Source organism: Streptococcus sp. HMSC065H07, assembly GCF_001837325.1.
Lineage (GTDB): Bacteria > Bacillota > Bacilli > Lactobacillales > Streptococcaceae > Streptococcus > Streptococcus salivarius_H.
This window is the reverse complement of the sequence record NZ_KV832038.1, coordinates 36,142-53,580: the sequence shown is the minus strand read 5'-3', so window position 1 is coordinate 53,580 and position 17,439 is coordinate 36,142. Positions and strand designations below refer to the sequence as shown.

The following is a 17,439-nucleotide window of genomic DNA, read 5'->3' as shown; positions in this document are numbered from 1 at the left end:
GACAGTCATACGTTCTATGGTTTTTTGTAAAATCTTATAATTTTATAAGAAAAGTTTAGGCAACTTCTTCTGTAAATTGACTATTATAAAGATCAGCATAGAAACCATCTGCTGCCATGAGCTCATCATGATTTCCTTGTTCAATAATATTCCCATCTTTCATCACAAGGATAAGATCAGCATTTCTAATAGTTGATAAGCGGTGAGCAATGACAAAGGAAGTCCGACCTTCCATAAGTTTGTCCATGGCTTTTTGAATTAATTCTTCTGTTCTGGTGTCAACAGATGATGTCGCTTCATCCAAGATAAGAAGAGGGGCATCCTTCAGAAGGGCACGTGCAATGGTCAAGAGCTGTTTCTGACCAACTGATAATGTCACAGAATCATCCAAATAAGTGTCATAACCTTTTGGAAGTGTGGTGATAAAGTGGTGAACACCGACAGCCTTGGCTGCAGCAATAACTTGCTCGTCAGAGATATTTTCTTGGTTGTAAATTAAATTATCACGAATAGTACCTTCAAAGAGCCAAGTGTCCTGAAGCACCATAGAGAATTGGTCATGGACAGTTTCACGTTTCATATCGCCAGTATCCACACCGTCAATGGTGATATGGCCTTGATCGATGTTATAGAACTTCATAAGCAAGTTAACAATAGTCGTCTTACCAGCACCTGTTGGACCAACAATCGCAATCTTTTGACCTGGCTTAGCAAGAGCTGAAAAATCATGAATAATAGTCTTTTCAGGAGTATAACCAAAGGAAACATGATCAAAGACAACTTGACCTTTAGTATCTGTCAATTCAGCTGTCTTACTTGATTCGTCATCCATATCTTTTTCTTCCAAAAATTCAAAGATACGACCAATAGCTGCAGTAGCTGACTGGAGTTGTGTAATCCCTTGTGCAATTTGAGAAAGAGGTTGTGAGAAAATACGAACATAAGTCATGAAGGCTACCACATCACCAATAGTCAAGCTACCATCAATAACCTTAATAGCTCCCACAAGACAGACCATGACGTAACCAAAGTTCCCAATGAAAATCATAAGTGGCATCATAATACCTGAGATAAACTGAGATTGCCACATCGATTTATAGAGCTTATCATTAAGTCCCTTGAAAGCTTGACTACTTTCTTCAGATGCATTGTAACTCGTTACAACTGCTTGACCTGTGTAGATTTCTTCAATATATCCATTAATGTTAGCCAAATTTTCTTGTTGACGTTTGAAAAGGGGTTGTGAGAAACCCATGATGAAGGCTACTAGAACAAATCCTATCAAGACAGAACCAATCGCAGTGAAAGCCATAGTGACATTTGAGTAAAACATCATAATAATGGCTGCGACCAAGAGAACACTTGAAGTAATTAGGGTACCCAGACCTTGACTAAGAGATTGTCCCAAAAGGTCAACATCATTAGTCACACGAGAGAGGGTGTCCCCTTGAGAATGACTGTCAAAATAATTAAGGGGAACACTGTTGATTTTCTTTTGGATAGCTGTACGGAAACGTTGTGAAAAGCGTTGTGTAACCGTTGCAACCGTAAAGCTTTGTAAGTAACCCACAATCGCTGAAATGGTATAGAGAACAGCCAAGGTCATAGCAATACTTGTCACCTTATCCAAATCAATACCTGGAATCGTCCCCATTTTGGTAGGTGTAATACCTTCAGTAATAGTATTGGTAATTTCTTTAAGCTTATCTGGTCCAATAACTGTAATGACTGCTGAAATAATTGCTCCAACAATCGCAAGGACAAAAGGAATTGGGAAACCTTTAATATAGGGTTTTAAGCGTTTATAGGACGATGTTTTTGGCTTATTTTCCATTTTCTAACTCCTCCTTAGACAATTGTGAATAAGCAATTTCTTGGTAAACCTCATTGTTAGCCAAGAGTTCCTTGTGGGTTCCTTGCCCGACTACTTTACCTTGATCAAGTACCAAGATTTGATCAGCATCCATAATAGTAGAGATACGTTGAGCAACAATCAACTTGGTCATATCTTGTGTTTTTTCAGACAATTCTTGACGCAGTTTACGATCGGTCTTATAGTCCAAAGCTGAGAAGGAATCGTCAAAAATCAAGATTTCAGGCTTACGGGCAAGTGCACGCGCAATAGCCAAACGTTGCTTCTGGCCACCTGAGAAGTTAGACCCCGCTTGAGCCACTTCTGCCTTAAGTTGGCCTTCTTTATTTTCAACAAAGTCTTTTCCTTGAGCCAATTCGAGAGCTTCCCAAATTTTAGCGTCATCTAGAGGACTATTATTGCTCATTCCCATTGTCATATTTGACGTGATATTACCTGAGAAAAGCACAGCCTTTTGTGGAATATAACCGACTATATTGTGCAAGGTTTCGTGATCATAATGTCGTACATCCACACCGTCAACCTTGATAGTTCCTTGCGTAGCATCATAAAATCGTGGGATAAGGTTGACAAGCGTTGATTTACCAGATCCAGTCGAACCAATAAAGGCAACCGTGTCACCCTTTTTAGCTTTGAAGCTAACATGCTCCAAAACAGGCTCTGAAGTTTCAGAATAACGGAAGGAAACATCATCGAATTCGACAGTGCCCACGTCTTTAGGTTTTTCAGAACTATTTTCAAGGTAAGAGACTGAAGATTGGGTATCTAGAACTTCATTGATACGTCCAGCTGCTACAACTGCTCGTGGAAGAAGGAAGAAGACAACAATCATCATCATGAATCCCATAACAACCTGCATAGCATAAGATGAGTAAACCACCATATCTGAGAAGAGATGGATTTTATTTTCCATGGCAGCAGCAATCTTAGTTGGATCTGTTGGAATCTTAACATCTTCAATCAGATGCGCACCAATCCAATAAATAGCTAGCGTCAAACCACTTGATACAGCAGTCATCACCGGCGTCAGTAAGGCAAAAGAACGACCGATGAAAAGATTGTTTTGGGTCAAATCAGTATTGGCCTTTTCAAATTTATCCTCTTGATAACTCTCAGCGTTATAGGCACGCACCACACGAATTCCAGTAAGAGATTCACGCGTCACACTATTGAGTTTATCTGTCAACGTTTGAATCAAGCGTTGCTTAGGCATGACCATAATCAAGAGGAAGAGCATGAGAATGGCAATTACGGCCACAGCGACAAGCAAGGCAAGAAGCCAATTCCCATTTTTATCAGCAATCTTTGTAATAGCCCAGATTGCCATAATAGGTCCCTGTGTAATAACCTGTAACCCCATGGTCAGTACCATCTGTAATTGTGTAATATCGTTTGTCGTACGGGTTAAAAGACTAGGAATAGAGAATTTCTTAATCTCGGCATCCGAAAAATCTAGAACCTGATGGAAGATATCATCACGAAGACGAGTGGTAAAACTAGCTGCTGTTCTGGCAGCTAGAAAACCAACCACTACAGAGGCCATAAAACCCGCAAAGGACATTAAAAGCATTCGCATCCCTGGGGCATCCGTATTCCAAGCAAAAATATCCGACGCCTTAGTCCCCTTGGTTGATAAGAGGGTTGTAATGTCAGACATATAGTCTGGAATTTTCAAGTTTAGATAGACGTTCAAACAAACAAATATCACAGCTAAGACAATCATACTTAACTCTTTTGCCGTCAAACGTTTAAAAATTTTAAACATAAGTTACTCCTTATTTTTCTCTAAATTCTTGCGAATTTGGTGAAAGACTCGAAAAGCTGTTTCAGCATCTTCTTTCGAAATACCATCTAACAACTGTTCATGGATAGCCTCTCGGAAATGTCCGACATCTTGGGCCTTCTTTTTACCCAAATCTGTCAGATGAACATACTTGTAGCGTTTGTCCTTGTCAGATGTCACCAATTCAACAAAACCATTTTTCTCCATACGTTTAACCAAATTACTAGCCACTGACTTGGAAATAGATAGTCTTTTCTCGATATCTTTGATAAAAATTTCCTTATCTTGGTTGTCAGACAAATACTTCACAGCAAATCCTTGCGGGCCAGCTAAATGCTCAACGCCATACGCTTTACCTAACTCTTGCACGCGAGATTCCATGGTATTGATGAATTCTCTGAAGTCACTAAAAGGATCTTTTCCATGCATTGCAAGCTCCTCCTTAAATAATTCTCATGAAAACTATTTTAGTTTCTATGAGAACTATTGTCAAGAAAAAAGTTCCTATGAGAACTAAAAAAGAGTGAAAAAGAATATTTTTTTCCACTCTCACTCACGTAACTGTGATTATTAAGGCTTTGGACTCTAAAACCTAACAACGCTTGAGCTAGGCTATCTAAATAATAATACCCTCCAAATGGTCCAATTCATGTTGAATAATTTGAGCTGGCATGCCAGAAAAACTTAACTGTTTAGGCATCCATTGTTCATCTAAATAAGCTACCTCAATCGACTCATAACGTCTGGTTGGACGACTTCCTTCTAAAGATAAACAAGACTCCTCTGTTTGAAAAGGTGAGGATTTGCTGACTAAAACAGGATTAAACATGACTAGATTAACAAAACCGATATTTACGATAATGACACGCTTTTTAACTCCAATCATATTGGCAGCCATACCCACACAGGCATCCTTATGAAACTCCAGTGTATCACGTAAATCTTTAGCCAAATAGAGGTCTTCTTTAGTCGCTTCTGTCGATTTTTGTCCAAGGAAAAAGACATCCTTTACGATAGTTTTTATCATCTATTTACTCCCTTTTCTTATCTAAACTATGAAATCATATCTCCTTCTTTTATCAGAGACGAAGGTCTTCATTCCAAATAAATCACCTTGACCTATTATATCAAAAGGCCCACCCTCTAGTAAAACAGACAAAAAAAGAAACCCGCAGGCTCCTTTTTAGTCATCTTTCTTCACTCTATACAAATAACCAATAAAAACCCAAAGACTAATAGTTGAAACACTCATTGCCACTTTAGCAACTGTAGTATAGCTATAGGTCAAAACAACACCATGTTTACCTGGTGGTAAGACTAGATTAGTTGGATTCTTTTCCTTAGCTAAGTAAGTGGTTACTCGCTTCCCATCAATCCTTGCTTCTTGTCCTTTGTAGTAGAAAACTGGCAACGACAAGACCTTAGATTCTTTAGACTCGTTGGTCACCGTAAGTGCTAGCTCGTTGGGAGAACGGCTGATGAATGGCTTGATTTCCTGATTATCCAAGAAGAGGTGTTTGTCAAAGACAAAGCCAAAAGGCACTTCTTTATTGGTATAATCCCCATTTATATTTTTATAAGTTCCCTTGGCCAGCATTTCTCTCGTGACTTTTGTATGACTTGGCAATATATTCTTTGCTTTAGTCATCTTATCTTGAACAGTAACAATCTGAAACATATTTAGACAAAGACCTAACAAGACAAGTATTGTCGATGCCTTTATAGAAATATTTTCTAAGATATTCGCCAAAGCTAAACTGAAGAAAAGCAGAGCAAAACTCCATAATCTCCAAGGAAATTGAAGGTTGGACACTGGACTTGCCTGTAAGAACTGCCAAGGAAAACTATTCAAAGTCAAAAAGGCCAAAACAAAAGAAATAAAAAGGTAAATTCTAGCTTCCTTATCCTTCACAAAACGCTTAGCAAAAATCAGGCTTAGCAATAAGCCCAGGAGATAGAGAAGATTTACTGATGGAGTCCTTAAATCACTTTTTAGAATCAACTCCCAATTGTCTGCCAGACTTAAAGCTGTCTTTGATAGGAGCGGTTTAAAAGTCGTTCGTAGAGTGACATACTTGAATTGCTCTATCATAGGAACAAAGAAAGCTAGAGACATACTAAGAGTGACAAGGGTGGCCTTAAGAAATCCTAGGACACGTTCTTTTTTATTATCCCAAATCCAAAAACTAGTTACCACCGCAAAGAAAATCCCAACAGAAGCCAAAAGGACCGATAAGACATGGGAATAAACTAAACCAAGCATCCCAAGAGTCAAAATCCACCATTTCTTGTAATCTCCAAAAGTTATCAAACGAACGCCAACGAAAACTAGAGGTAGAAAAATCATCGCTAGCGTTTCGCCAACGGCCGCCCGGTAATAAGAATTGTGCAAGAAATACCCCGAAAAGAGATAAAAGGTAGAAAATATCATCACCTGTTTATCAGAATATTTCAATAAACGTAATCCGTAAAAACTAAGCAAACAAGTTACAAAGCGAACAAGAAACTGAAAACTCATCCAGGCTACAAAGACCGACTGAGTCAGCTTATAGATTATGAAAATAGGATAATAAGTTAACCAGGGATAAAAGGTATTGATTAATTGTCCGGTCCCTCCGTTAGTCGTAAAATTAATAGGACTCTTCCAGACAGTATCCAAAGATAAGAGTCGGTTAATGTGAAAGACAATATCATCACCATAAAGCTTGTCCCTAAAAAAGAACATAGGCAGTATTGACACCATACTGATTAAGAAACTTATTAGAATGATTGTCTGATTAGTATACTTCTTCTTTTTTACCCCACAGGGACCCTTTCTAACACTCAAAATTATTCCTCTCATATTCTAATTCATAAAAATCTGCTCTAGAAAGAGATTTCTTACAAGGTCATTATACCAAAAAAAGCACGGAACTCCTCTTCCTCCTAAGTCTGTCTAAACAAAAAAAGAAACCCGCAGGCTTCTTTTCTTATTTTATCGAGAGGCTTATTAATCAGGTCAAGGCTGTTAATTAAACAATACCTTGAGCTGACATAGCGTCTGCAACTTTAAGGAATCCAGCGATGTTGGCACCCACAACAAGGTTACCTTCATGACCAAATTCTTTAGCAGCTGCTGCGGCATTTTCGTAGATACCTTTCATGATATCGTAAAGTTTAGCATCAACTTCTTCGAATGTCCATTGTGTACGTCCGCTGTTTTGTGCCATTTCAAGAGCTGATACAGCAACACCACCAGCGTTAGCAGCTTTGGCAGGACCAAATGATACACCAGCTTTAAGGAAGACATCAATAGCTCCCAAAGTTGAAGGCATGTTAGCACCTTCTGAAACAGCCAATACACCATTTGCTACAAGTGTTTCTGCATCTGTTTCATCCAATTCATTTTGAGTTGCACATGGGAATGCCAAGTCAGCTTTGATAGACCAAACTGTCTTTTCACCACCAGCAGGTGTGAAGGTTGCATTTGGACGAGCTTCTGCATATTTAACGATACGTTCACGTTTAACTTCTTTGATTTCTTTCAACAAGTCAACGTCGATTCCGTCTGGATCATAAACAAAACCAGATGAGTCAGAACATGTTACCGCTTTAGCACCTAGGCTTTGCAATTTTTCAATAGCGTAGATGGCAACGTTACCAGCACCTGAAACAACTGCTGTTTTACCGTTAAAGTTTTCACCACGTGCATTAAGCATTTGTTCTGCAAAGTAAACAGCACCGTAACCAGTTGCTTCTGTACGAGCAAGTGATCCACCCCAGTTCAAACCTTTACCAGTAAGAACACCTGTGTACTCATTACGAAGACGTTTGTATTGGCCATAGAGATAACCAATTTCACGTCCACCAACACCGATATCACCTGCAGGTACGTCTGTATCTGCACCAATGTGTTTGCTCAATTCAGTCATGAAGCTTTGGCAGAAACGCATGATTTCGTTATCTGATTTACCTTTAGGATCGAAGTTTGATCCACCTTTACCACCACCGATTGGTTGACCAGTCAATGAGTTTTTAAAGATTTGTTCGAAACCAAGGAATTTAATGATTGATTGGTTTACTGATGGGTGGAAACGAAGACCACCTTTGTAAGGACCAATAGCTGATGAGAATTGTACACGAAAACCACGGTTTACTTGTACTTGTCCTTTATCGTCAACCCATGGCACACGGAATGAAACGATACGTTCTGGTTCAACCAAACGTTCCAAAAGGTTTTCTTCAATATATTTAGGATATTTATCGAAGACAGGAACAAGTGAATCGAAAACTTCTTCAACTGCTTGAAGGAACTCAGCCTCATGGCCATTTTGAGCTTTCACTTTTTCAAAAACGCTAGCAACGTACTCTTTACCTGTTGTCATATCAATGTTTCCTTTCAAATAATTACCTTAGTAATTTAATTACATGAATAGTATAAATTTTCAGAATCTTCTTGTCAAGTATTTTCTGCTATTTTTTTGATTTTTATGTTAGCTTTTATGACATAGCAAGTGATCTATCTTTTTTTAAGATACTCCTAAAAAGTTGTCAATTCAACAATGTAAACGGATTCTATTTTTCTAGTTTTTCTCCAAAATTTTTTAAACTTTTTTTCAACTTTAAAGCTAAAATAGCCTAAAAACAATTTAGTAAATTTACTATTTTTACATTTACAAAGATCTCCAACTATGTTATTATGAATTTAGTAATTTTACTAAATCTTGAAAAGGATCATTTTTTATGAAAAGAAAGCAATTATCAGGAAAGCACATCGGCATTGTTTTTGGAACTTTCGCTCCAATGCATGTTGGGCACGTTGACCTTATTACCAAGGCAAAACGCGCTAATGACAATGTGCTCGTCATCGTAAGTGGCAGCAACACACAAGAAGATCGGGGGACACGCGCAGGCCTATCACTCAACCGCCGTTTCCGTTATGTTCGAGAAGTTTTCTATGATGATGAATTAGTCGTTGTGGATAAACTGGATGAGGCTGGGATGCCAGCCTATCCCGAGGGATGGGTACCTTGGGTTAATCGTGTCAAAGAGCTTATCTCTAAAAATACGGATAATCCTGAAAAGATTACCTTTTATGTTGGAGAGCCAGAGTACGTGACCGAGCTCAATCGCTATTATCCTCAAGCTCAGGTAGAACTCATCGAACGCTCTATTATCAACATCTCTGCTACCGAGATTCGCGACAATCCTATGGAAAATTGGCGTTTTATCACCAAGCCTTTCCGCCGTCACTTTACTCGTAAGGTCCTTGTCGTGGGCTCTGCTAGTGGTGGAAAAACTACTCTTGTTAAAGATTTGGCCCGAACTTACAACGCTCCCTGCTCTCTTGAATATGCTAGGGAGTATCAAGAAAAGTATAATGTACGAGATGACGAGTTAGATACCAACGACTATATTCACCTCCTAACAGATCAATATGCCCAGACCTCTGATATCATTGACAAAGGGCAGCATTCGGGTCTTATTTTTGCCGACACCAACTCAACAGTCACCAAGGTTTATATCGATTACTATTTGAAAGAAAATATTTCTAAAGAAGAATTTGATATGCTGGATAGGCTCTATCAGGTAACCCAGGCCCGTGAAAAGTGGGATTTGATTTTTGTGATTCTGCCAAAATCAAACTATGTGGATGATGGTTTCCGTGACATGACTATGGCTGATAACCAAACACGTGACTGGTTTACCCAGCACCTCTTAGACCTCCTATCACCATTTAAGGATAAAATCGTTATTTTAGGGGAAAATAGTAATAGCGACAGCTTCTTTGCGGATAACTACCATCACGCTAAGAAGGCAATCAAGGAACGTCTACACATCGAGATTTAGAAGACTGATGTAAAGCCATCATCATTTGAACTTACAATAAATAAAGGAGGAAACCTATGACTAAAACCTTCGAAAACTCTGGTGGTGAAAAGGAATTTTTGGACATCTATCGGCGAGAAGAAATGGATAAGTACGTGAAGCCCTCAGTGACCGTTGACTCGGTCATCTTCCGCTATTATGAAGGAAGAGTCCAAACCTTACTTATCAAGCGAAAAAATCATCCCTTCATGGGAAAATATGCTCTCAGTGGTGGCTTCGTTCAGGAGCAAGAGGATCTCAATTTAGCTGTCTGTCGCGAAGTTCAGGAGGAAACATCCGTTAAGCTCAACCCTGATCACATTGAGCAACTCATTACAGTGGGAACACCTTATCGGGATCCTCGGATGTGGACTATCACAGTGGCTTATCTCTGCTTCATGACTTTTAATGATATTCAAGTAGAAAAGGCGGCCGACGATGCGGCGTCTACGCATTGGTTAGACATTGCCATGGTAGACGGTCAACTGCAACTTGTTGATGGTGACAAGACGCTGTCACATGATGACCTTGCCTTTGACCATTGGGAAATTCTCTTAACAGCTATGGAACGTATCAAGGGACGACTCGAATACTATCCAACTATCCTCTCCATTATGCCCGAGGAAAACACCTTGACCACCTACCGCCAACTTTTTGGTACCTTCAATGAAGACTACCTCAAGATGGATTCCACAAATTTCTTGCGTCGCTTTAAACACCTCTTCCAAAAAACAGGTCGTCAGGTAGCCACTAGAACCAGAAAGGCTGCCACCTACACTTATCATATCAAACCACTCTAAAGTAAGGTCTTTGTTTGACAATTTGATACTTACATAGTAGTATTAAGAAAAATTAATAAGAGGTATCCTATGAAAAGTTTTACATTGATTAGTGGCATTCTCATTACACTCTTGGGTGTCTTTTTCTTCGCTAATCCTACAAATCTTCTTGCCATCGTTGGTTGGCTATTTGCCCTAGTAATGCTGGTATCTGGTGTTTCAAGTCTCATGGTTTATTTTAAACGAGATAACGAAAACCGCTCCTTCTTCCAACTACTTCAGAGTATCATTTCCATTGTTTTTGGAATTATTTTGCTATCAACATCAGCATGGGTACTCTCAGGTGTAGCTGTAACCATTATCGCTTGGTGGCTTCTTGTCTCAGCCTTTACACAAGGCTTTCAAGCTTATCGCCAACGTCAATTCGGTTTCTCAGGACAACCTGCCCTGTCAGTCGCCTTGATTTGTTTGGTATTTGGGCTCTTGCTCTTTAGCGCTCCGTTTTTCTCAGCATTTCTTATTGGGCGCTTAGTAGCTTCCTTAATTATCTTTACGGGTGTTTCAGTCCTCTCCTTTTCATTCCGCTTGTGGTAGGAAGAAACTAGACACTACATAAACATAAAAAAGCCTTGCATATGCAAGGCTTTTGTCATACTTTGATTACTAAAGAGCTTATCCCTCTAGCTCACTCAAATACTCATAGCGTTCATACTTTTCAAGTAAAGTTTCGTTAGTAGCATCCAAATCACGTTGAAGGGTAGCTAACTGTCCATAATCGCTAGCATTTTCAAGCATAGCTGCTTCAATCTCTTCGATTTTAGCTTCAAGGTCAGCAATCTCATCCTCGATGGTCGCCCACTCTTGTTTTTCAAAGTAGCTCATGCGTTTTTTGTCTTCTTTGACTTTCTCAACTTTAGCGCTAGCTTGCTCTTTTTCCTTCTCTAAGAGGGTTGCTTGCTCTTGGAAGAAGGCTTTTTCATCAAGGTAGTCAGTGTAGTTACCAAAGAACTCTCGCACACCACCCTCTTCAAAGGCTAGAATCTTGTTAGCCACCTTGTCCAAGAAATAGCGGTCGTGACTTACGGTAACGACAGGGCCGCCAAAACCATTAAGGAAGTTTTCCAAAACCGTCAAAGTCGCAATGTCCAAATCATTTGTCGGCTCATCCAAGAGCAGAACGTTAGGCTTTTCAATCAGAATCTTAAGTAGATAAAGACGTTTCTTTTCCCCACCAGAGAGCTTAGCAATCTGTGTCCCATGGGTAGAACGAGGGAAAAGGAATTGCTCTAAGAGCTCTGTGATACTGGTTGTCCCAACCGTTGTCTTAACCTCATCTGCAACTTCTTGCAAGTAGTTAATGACACGCTTGCTCTCATCCATGTCCTTAATTTGCTGCGAGAAATAGCCAATACGTACCGTCTCACCAATATCCAGGACACCAGCTGTAGGCACAAGGTCACCATTAATCAGATTGAGCAAGGTCGATTTCCCGACACCATTATCCCCAACAATACCGATACGATCACGGTTTTGCATGATAAGATTGAAATCACTGAGAATTTGCTTGCCATCTTCATAAGCAAAATCGACATGCTCGAAGTTCACTACTTTCTTACCAATACGGCTAGTCTCAAAATTAATTTCAAGATCGTCATTATTAACCGTTTGGTGAACCTCACCCTTAAGCTCCTTAAAACGATTGATACGAGCTTGTTGCTTGGTCGCACGTGCCTGTGGTTGCGTTCGCATCCATGCCAACTCCTGCTTATAGAGTTGCTTTTTCTTGTGAAGAGCTGCTGCATCTCGTTCATCTTGTTCGGCCTTTAGACGCACATAGTCTTGATAATTCCCCTGGTATTCAATCAGATTAGCCTGGTCTAACTCAAAGATACGTGTGGCTACATTGTCCAAGAAATAACGGTCGTGGGTAATAAAGAGTACCGTCTTTTTAGAAGACTTGAGAAAATTCGTCAACCAAGCAATAGTATCAATATCCAAATGGTTGGTTGGCTCATCCAAGAGCAGGAGATCTGCATCATTCAAGAGAACCTGAGCCAACTGCACACGGCGACGAAGACCACCTGAGAGGTCCCCGACCTTTTGCGAGAGGTCTGACAATCCTAGCTTAGATAAAACCGTCTTAACCTCGCTCTCAATGGACCAAGCATCAAGACTATCCATCTCAGCCATAACCTTCTCTAAACGAGATTGATTCTCCTCAGAATAATCTGCCATAAGGGTTTCATATTCACGAATCAAAGCCATCTCACGAAGGTCTGATGACAAGACAGTATCAAGCACTGTCTTGCTATCATCAAATTCTGGCTCCTGAGTCAAATAAGCAATCTTATAGCCATTAGCCTTAGTGAAAGGTGACACATCACCATCAAAACCAATACGCTCAGAGACAACATCTAGCAAGGTTGTCTTACCTGTCCCATTGACACCAATAATCCCAATACGATCCAAATCATGAATAATGAATGAAATCTCTTTAAAAACCGTCTTATCTCCAACGGACTTGGTTAATTTTTCAACAATGAAATCTGACATCTTACTTCCTTCTTACAAATAACACCGCTACGGATCCTACGCATGCTCTGTAGCGGTGTGTCATTTTTATAACGTCCGTAGACTTATTTCATCGCTTGAACAAAGGCCATAATGGCTTCCTTGTCATTAGCTAGTTTCCCATCAACGATGGCATTTTCAATGGCTTTAAGTGCACGTCCAAGGTCCGGACCAGGTTTGAATCCTAGCTCCTTCATCAGCGTGCCACCATTCACAACGATTTCGTGCTTATCATGGATGAGCAACTGACCATCCAAATCGGCAATACGCTCATAATCGACGTCCAAGCCCTGAGCCTGTCTCAAAGTTTCAGCCGCTTCTAAGAGCTCCTTACCATACTGATAAACATCTTGTTTAGTCACGACTCTCTCCAAACGGAAATTGAAAATCTCAATCAAGGACTGAACTGTCTTTTGGAAATTAACAGACGTCTTCCATTTTTTTAGGAAAGAGCGTGGATTATCATGCTTGAGAGCCAAAAGAGTTGCCGCCCAAGCCTGTTCAGAACTTGTAAATCTAAAGTCCTCCACATAGTCTGCCACAAAAGACTGCCATTCTTCAGCAGTTTCTTGAAAATCCGGAAGGTACTGATAAGCCTTAGTCGCTAGAAGTGCCTTGATTCCCTTTTTCCAATGTGGGGCCAAAAGCAACTTATCGAACTCGATGAAACTTCGCTCAATCGAGATCTTTTCCAGAAGTGGGGCATGGCTGGTCATAGCCTGAAAAGTCTTTTCTTCGATATCAAAGTCTAAGCTCGCGGCAAAACGTAGTCCTCGCATGATACGAAGGGCATCCTCGTTAAAGCGTTCCTCAGCCTTACCAACAGCCCTTAAGACACGGTTGTCCAAATCAGCTAGACCATTGAACTTGTCGATAACCTCAGCATTTTCATTAAGAGCAAAAGCATTGACTGTAAAATCACGACGCTTAAGATCTTCTTCCAATGAACGCACAAAGGACACGCTAGACGGACGACGGTAATCTACATAGACGTCCTCTGTTCGGAAGGTCGTCACTTCATACTCACCGCCATTTTCCAAGACCAAAACGGTCCCATGCTCAATACCGATATCCACCGTACGCTCGAAAATCTGCTTGGTCTCTTCAGGATATGAAGACGAAGCAATATCTACATCATGAATGGGGCGGTTAAGAAGGGCATCTCGTACCGAACCACCAACAAAGTAAGCCTCAAAACCCGCAGCCTTAATCTTCTCTAATATTGGTAAAGCCTTCTGAAACTCAGAAGGCAAATAACTTAATCTCATAGTAAATGTTCCAAACCATAAACAAGCTGATCACGTTTAACCACTTCTTTAATACCGAGGTTAACCCCACCCATAAAGGATATACGGTCATAAGAATCATGACGCAAGGTCAAACCTTCTCCTTGAGCACCAAAGATAACCTCTTGGTGAGCCACAAGTCCTGGCAAACGTACACTGTGAATACGGAAACCATCAAACTCTGCACCACGTGCTCCAGCAAGTGTTTCCACCTCATCCTCAGCACCTTGACGTTTCGTTTCGCGAACCTCACGAATAAGTTCAGCTGTTTTCACTGCTGTACCTGAAGGCGCATCCTTTTTCTTGTCATGGTGAAGCTCAATGATTTCAAGATCTGGGAAATATTTGCTGGCTTCTGCCGCAAACTTCATAAGAAGGATAGCACCAATAGCAAAGTTAGGCGCAATCAAACCACCAATAGACTTGTCTTTAGAAAGGTCTGTTAATTCCTGAATTTGTGCTTCAGTAAATCCTGTTGTACCCACAACTGGTGCAAAACCATTCTCCAAAGCAAAACGAGTATTTTCATAGGCAACAGCAGGCATAGTGAAATCCACCCAGACATCTGCATCAAAGCCAACCAAATCCGCTTTATCTGTGAAGACAGGAATACCGTCCACTTCTTTTTCTGTCGCAAATGGGTCAAGCAAGGCAGCCAAAGTCAATTCGTCATCTCCCTTGACCATCTCAACCGCAGTTGAACCCATTCTTCCTTTAAATCCAGCAACAATAACTTTAATAGACATGTCATTTTTCCTCTCTATTGATTTTAATCATAGACAAGCCCATCCCACATGGATAGTACTTATTTGGTAAATTTAGGTGTTAGACCTAACACTAGTGCTCCTTCACCCAAGTGTGTCGCAATTACGGCACATAAGGATACCACTGTTGAAACGCTAATTCCCTGTGCTTCTAGCTGTCTTTTAAATTCCTCAGCTTTTTCAGGAGCATTAGTGTGAAGGATACTAAGCTCCATTTCACGATTTTCCTCAGCTAGGGCAACCAAACGTTTCACAGCTTTCTTCTCTGTACGCACCTTTTCAAAAACAACGATTTTTCCTTCGTCATTAAAATTCAAAATAGGTTTGATAGACAAAAGATTTCCTAAAATCGCCGAACCATTCGACAAACGACCACCCTTAACCAGATGATTAAGATCATCCACAAGAATATAGGCCGTCGTTTGGTCAACTTGCTCCTCAAGCTTCTTCAAAATGTTCTCAAAAGACATTCCTTGGGCTGACCAATGCAAAACATTTCTCACCATAGCTCCCATAGGAGCTGCTGTGATTTTTGTATCAGGAAAAGCAATCTTCAACTTGGCATGGTCCTCAATCAAAAACTGACTATTGGCCCAAAAACCAGAGATTCCTGAAGAAAGGAAAAGCCCAATGACATGGGTATAACATTCCGCCTCCAACTCCATAAGCAAGTTATCCAAGTCAGCTAGATTTGGTTGTGATGTCTTGAGCAGTTCCTCAGAGTTTGCCATTTGTTCATAAAACTGATTGACATCCAAGTTTTTTCCTTCAACAAAAGGCTGCCCCTCAATGATGACTGGAATATCTAAAACATAAACATCAGCATGGCCCTGAATCTCAGCAGGGAGATTAACCGATGAATCCGTAATAACTGCAAGAGACATCTTAGAACTCCAAGTTGATACCTGGGCGATCCAAGGCAATTTCAGTTACTTCATAAGTCAAACGTTGAAGCGTATCCAAGAGCGGTGCAGCCAAGGCTTCTGCTTCTTCTTGTGAGAAGTCTTTTGGTTCATTGACGATACGGTTTTGAATATGGTCCATTTGAGAAACAATCCCTGAGATAACAAACTCATCACGGACAATCATAAATTGCAAAACAGCTACAACAGACGTATTGTTAGCTTCTTCATCTTTATTGTGCAACTGGAAAGTTACTTCAACATTTGTTTTAGGCACACCATTCTCTTTTTCCCACTCATGGTTACGAACATCATAGTGGTAACGGTTAACAAATACTTTTTCGCGAATTAAATCCATTAGTCATATTCTCCTTGATACAATTACTCTTTATTATAGCATAAATATGCTTTATTATGGGAATATTATTGACAGAAAAATGAGTATTTAGACTGAGTTTGACAGTAATAATAATCACTAGAAAAGTAGGAGCTTTGATTTAGGTCTAAGAACACTAAAATAAGGCTCCTTCATCAGAAAAGAGCCTTACATTGACAGCTAACAATCCCTCAAAGAACGTTTCTGCTGTCCCTGTTCATCAAAATTCTCAGGAGACAACCAATTCTCAAATCGTTTCTTAAGTACTAGCCACTCACTGTCAATAATCGAGAACCAGTCCGTATCACGGCTACGTCCCTTATAGATAGCATGGTTACGAAAACGCCCCTCATAGGTGAACCCTAAACGCATGGCAGCATTGGCAGAAGGGCGGTTGAGACTATCACATTTCCACTCATAACGACGATAGTTAAGATCTTCAATGACATATTTCATAAGCAGGTATTGAGCTTCTGTAGCTGCTCGAGTCTTTTGTAAGGCAGGTGCTAAAATCACTCGCCCCATCTCAACACTGCGATTTTTCGGTGTAATAGCCATGAGTGAAAAGGTTCCTAGAACCTTACCTGAAGCCTTATCTCTGATGGCAAAGAAATAAGGATTCTGGGATTGCTCATAATCCTCTAAACACTGACGTACAGCTTCTTCAGATTCAAAAGGGTCCGCATACATATAGGTCCAATCCGAAAGAATCTGATTAGTAAAGTAAAAGTCTAAAATGTCCTCATAATGCTCTGCCACTGTCAAATGTTCAACGCTACAATAACGACCTTCTAATAGAGCAACATCTGGCATTTTACCTGGACTGGCATCTGCTAGACTTGGCCCTACTTCTTGTTGGTAGTGATTTAAAGGCATAGGATTCTCCTTTTTTCATAAAGAAAAGCCTACACAAAAGTGCAGACTTTAGCTTAATTATTTAGCAACTGGGTATACAGATACTTGTTTTTTGTCGCGACCTTTACGTTCGAAACGTACAACACCTTCAACTTTAGCGAAGAGTGTATCGTCACCACCACGGCCTACGTTTACGCCTGGGTAGATGTGTGTACCGCGTTGACGGTAAAGGATTGATCCACCTGATACAGTTTGTCCATCAGCTGCTTTAGCACCAAGACGTTTAGCTTGTGAATCACGACCATTGGAAGTAGAACCCCCACCTTTTTTGTGGGCGAAAAGTTGCAAGTTTTCAAGAGTTTTCAACATAAGATTGTGTCCTTTCTTAGTGATTAGTCGCTAA

The 17,439-nt window shown here is 40.3% G+C and carries 16 protein-coding genes; 3 read left to right on the top strand and 13 right to left on the bottom strand.

The window, feature by feature from the left end; all coding sequences use genetic code 11:
- Positions 1 to 55: 55 nt before the first annotated feature.
- The 6 genes from HMPREF2637_RS06445 to gdhA form a co-directional block, all read right to left on the bottom strand.
- The gene (locus HMPREF2637_RS06445; RefSeq protein ID WP_070839711.1) at positions 56 to 1,834 is read right to left on the bottom strand and encodes an ABC transporter ATP-binding protein; all 1,779 of its coding nucleotides are present in this window, start codon (positions 1,832 to 1,834) and stop codon (positions 56 to 58) included.
- Positions 1,824 to 3,638, bottom strand: coding sequence for an ABC transporter ATP-binding protein (locus tag HMPREF2637_RS06440; protein ID WP_070839708.1), 1,815 nt, complete (start codon positions 3,636 to 3,638; stop codon positions 1,824 to 1,826). Before HMPREF2637_RS06440 ends, HMPREF2637_RS06445 begins: the two co-directional genes overlap by 11 nt.
- A gap of 3 nt (positions 3,639 to 3,641) precedes the next feature.
- Positions 3,642 to 4,085, bottom strand: coding sequence for a MarR family winged helix-turn-helix transcriptional regulator (locus tag HMPREF2637_RS06435; protein ID WP_070839705.1), 444 nt, complete (start codon positions 4,083 to 4,085; stop codon positions 3,642 to 3,644).
- Positions 4,086 to 4,272: 187 nt separating this feature from the next.
- On the bottom strand, positions 4,273 to 4,683 hold the full coding sequence (locus HMPREF2637_RS06430; RefSeq protein WP_002886693.1) for a peptide deformylase: 411 nt from the start codon (positions 4,681 to 4,683) through the stop codon (positions 4,273 to 4,275).
- A gap of 156 nt (positions 4,684 to 4,839) precedes the next feature.
- On the bottom strand, positions 4,840 to 6,087 hold the full coding sequence (locus HMPREF2637_RS06425; protein ID WP_256315985.1) for a glycosyltransferase family protein: 1,248 nt from the start codon (positions 6,085 to 6,087) through the stop codon (positions 4,840 to 4,842).
- 580 nt (positions 6,088 to 6,667) lie between these two features.
- On the bottom strand, positions 6,668 to 8,020 hold the full coding sequence (gene gdhA / locus HMPREF2637_RS06420; protein WP_037597452.1) for an NADP-specific glutamate dehydrogenase: 1,353 nt from the start codon (positions 8,018 to 8,020) through the stop codon (positions 6,668 to 6,670).
- A gap of 358 nt (positions 8,021 to 8,378) precedes the next feature.
- Between gdhA and HMPREF2637_RS06415 the strand changes: the two genes are divergently transcribed.
- The 3 genes from HMPREF2637_RS06415 to HMPREF2637_RS06405 all read left to right on the top strand — a co-directional run bounded on the left by HMPREF2637_RS06415 (position 8,379) and on the right by HMPREF2637_RS06405 (position 10,876).
- Entirely contained in the window at positions 8,379 to 9,485 is a 1,107-nt protein-coding gene (locus HMPREF2637_RS06415) for an AAA family ATPase (protein ID WP_070839698.1), read from the top strand.
- A 56-nt stretch (positions 9,486 to 9,541) separates the two neighbouring features.
- Positions 9,542 to 10,303, top strand: a complete 762-nt coding sequence (locus HMPREF2637_RS06410; protein WP_070839695.1) for an NUDIX domain-containing protein — start codon at positions 9,542 to 9,544, stop codon at positions 10,301 to 10,303.
- Positions 10,304 to 10,372: 69 nt separating this feature from the next.
- Positions 10,373 to 10,876 (top strand): HdeD family acid-resistance protein, encoded by a 504-nt coding sequence (locus HMPREF2637_RS06405; RefSeq protein WP_021144633.1) that lies wholly within the window; start codon positions 10,373 to 10,375, stop codon positions 10,874 to 10,876.
- 78 nt (positions 10,877 to 10,954) lie between these two features.
- Here the strand turns inward: HMPREF2637_RS06405 and HMPREF2637_RS06400 are convergent, their stop codons facing one another.
- The 7 genes from HMPREF2637_RS06400 to rpmA form a co-directional block, all read right to left on the bottom strand.
- Positions 10,955 to 12,835 carry an ABC-F family ATP-binding cassette domain-containing protein gene (locus HMPREF2637_RS06400; RefSeq protein WP_070475713.1) on the bottom strand — a complete coding sequence of 627 codons (1,881 nt, stop codon included), beginning with the start codon at positions 12,833 to 12,835 and terminating at the stop codon, positions 10,955 to 10,957.
- A gap of 83 nt (positions 12,836 to 12,918) precedes the next feature.
- Entirely contained in the window at positions 12,919 to 14,121 is a 1,203-nt protein-coding gene (locus tag HMPREF2637_RS06395; RefSeq protein WP_070475710.1) for a CCA tRNA nucleotidyltransferase, read from the bottom strand.
- Positions 14,118 to 14,885, bottom strand: a complete 768-nt coding sequence (gene dapB / locus HMPREF2637_RS06390) for a 4-hydroxy-tetrahydrodipicolinate reductase (RefSeq protein WP_037599586.1) — start codon at positions 14,883 to 14,885, stop codon at positions 14,118 to 14,120. Before dapB ends, HMPREF2637_RS06395 begins: the two co-directional genes overlap by 4 nt.
- Positions 14,886 to 14,944: 59 nt before the next feature.
- Positions 14,945 to 15,787, bottom strand: a complete 843-nt coding sequence (locus HMPREF2637_RS06385) for a DegV family protein (protein ID WP_070839692.1) — start codon at positions 15,785 to 15,787, stop codon at positions 14,945 to 14,947.
- A 1-nt stretch (position 15,788) separates the two neighbouring features.
- Entirely contained in the window at positions 15,789 to 16,163 is a 375-nt protein-coding gene (locus HMPREF2637_RS06380) for a DUF1149 family protein (RefSeq protein WP_002885550.1), read from the bottom strand.
- Positions 16,164 to 16,361: 198 nt separating this feature from the next.
- The gene (locus HMPREF2637_RS06375) at positions 16,362 to 17,057 is read right to left on the bottom strand and encodes a GNAT family N-acetyltransferase (protein ID WP_070839688.1); all 696 of its coding nucleotides are present in this window, start codon (positions 17,055 to 17,057) and stop codon (positions 16,362 to 16,364) included.
- Positions 17,058 to 17,114: 57 nt separating this feature from the next.
- Entirely contained in the window at positions 17,115 to 17,405 is a 291-nt protein-coding gene (rpmA, locus tag HMPREF2637_RS06370) for a 50S ribosomal protein L27 (RefSeq protein WP_002885483.1), read from the bottom strand.
- Between the last annotated feature and the right edge of the window lie 34 nt (positions 17,406 to 17,439).

Bases quoted from the DNA above. Each gene is read 5' to 3' on its own strand.
- HMPREF2637_RS06445 (WP_070839711.1), bottom strand. From the start codon at position 1,834: ATGGAAAATAAGCCAAAAACATCGTCCTATAAACGCTTAAAACCCTAT.
- HMPREF2637_RS06440 (WP_070839708.1), bottom strand. From the start codon at position 3,638: ATGTTTAAAATTTTTAAACGTTTGACGGCAAAAGAGTTAAGTATGATT.
- HMPREF2637_RS06435 (WP_070839705.1), bottom strand. From the start codon at position 4,085: ATGCATGGAAAAGATCCTTTTAGTGACTTCAGAGAATTCATCAATACC.
- HMPREF2637_RS06430 (WP_002886693.1), bottom strand. From the start codon at position 4,683: ATGATAAAAACTATCGTAAAGGATGTCTTTTTCCTTGGACAAAAATCG.
- HMPREF2637_RS06425 (WP_256315985.1), bottom strand. From the start codon at position 6,087: ATGATATTTTCTACCTTTTATCTCTTTTCGGGGTATTTCTTGCACAAT.
- gdhA (WP_037597452.1), bottom strand. From the start codon at position 8,020: ATGACAACAGGTAAAGAGTACGTTGCTAGCGTTTTTGAAAAAGTGAAA.
- HMPREF2637_RS06415 (WP_070839698.1), top strand. From the start codon at position 8,379: ATGAAAAGAAAGCAATTATCAGGAAAGCACATCGGCATTGTTTTTGGA.
- HMPREF2637_RS06410 (WP_070839695.1), top strand. From the start codon at position 9,542: ATGACTAAAACCTTCGAAAACTCTGGTGGTGAAAAGGAATTTTTGGAC.
- HMPREF2637_RS06405 (WP_021144633.1), top strand. From the start codon at position 10,373: ATGAAAAGTTTTACATTGATTAGTGGCATTCTCATTACACTCTTGGGT.
- HMPREF2637_RS06400 (WP_070475713.1), bottom strand. From the start codon at position 12,835: ATGTCAGATTTCATTGTTGAAAAATTAACCAAGTCCGTTGGAGATAAG.
- HMPREF2637_RS06395 (WP_070475710.1), bottom strand. From the start codon at position 14,121: ATGAGATTAAGTTATTTGCCTTCTGAGTTTCAGAAGGCTTTACCAATA.
- dapB (WP_037599586.1), bottom strand. From the start codon at position 14,885: ATGTCTATTAAAGTTATTGTTGCTGGATTTAAAGGAAGAATGGGTTCA.
- HMPREF2637_RS06385 (WP_070839692.1), bottom strand. From the start codon at position 15,787: ATGTCTCTTGCAGTTATTACGGATTCATCGGTTAATCTCCCTGCTGAG.
- HMPREF2637_RS06380 (WP_002885550.1), bottom strand. From the start codon at position 16,163: ATGGATTTAATTCGCGAAAAAGTATTTGTTAACCGTTACCACTATGAT.
- HMPREF2637_RS06375 (WP_070839688.1), bottom strand. From the start codon at position 17,057: ATGCCTTTAAATCACTACCAACAAGAAGTAGGGCCAAGTCTAGCAGAT.
- rpmA (WP_002885483.1), bottom strand. From the start codon at position 17,405: ATGTTGAAAACTCTTGAAAACTTGCAACTTTTCGCCCACAAAAAAGGT.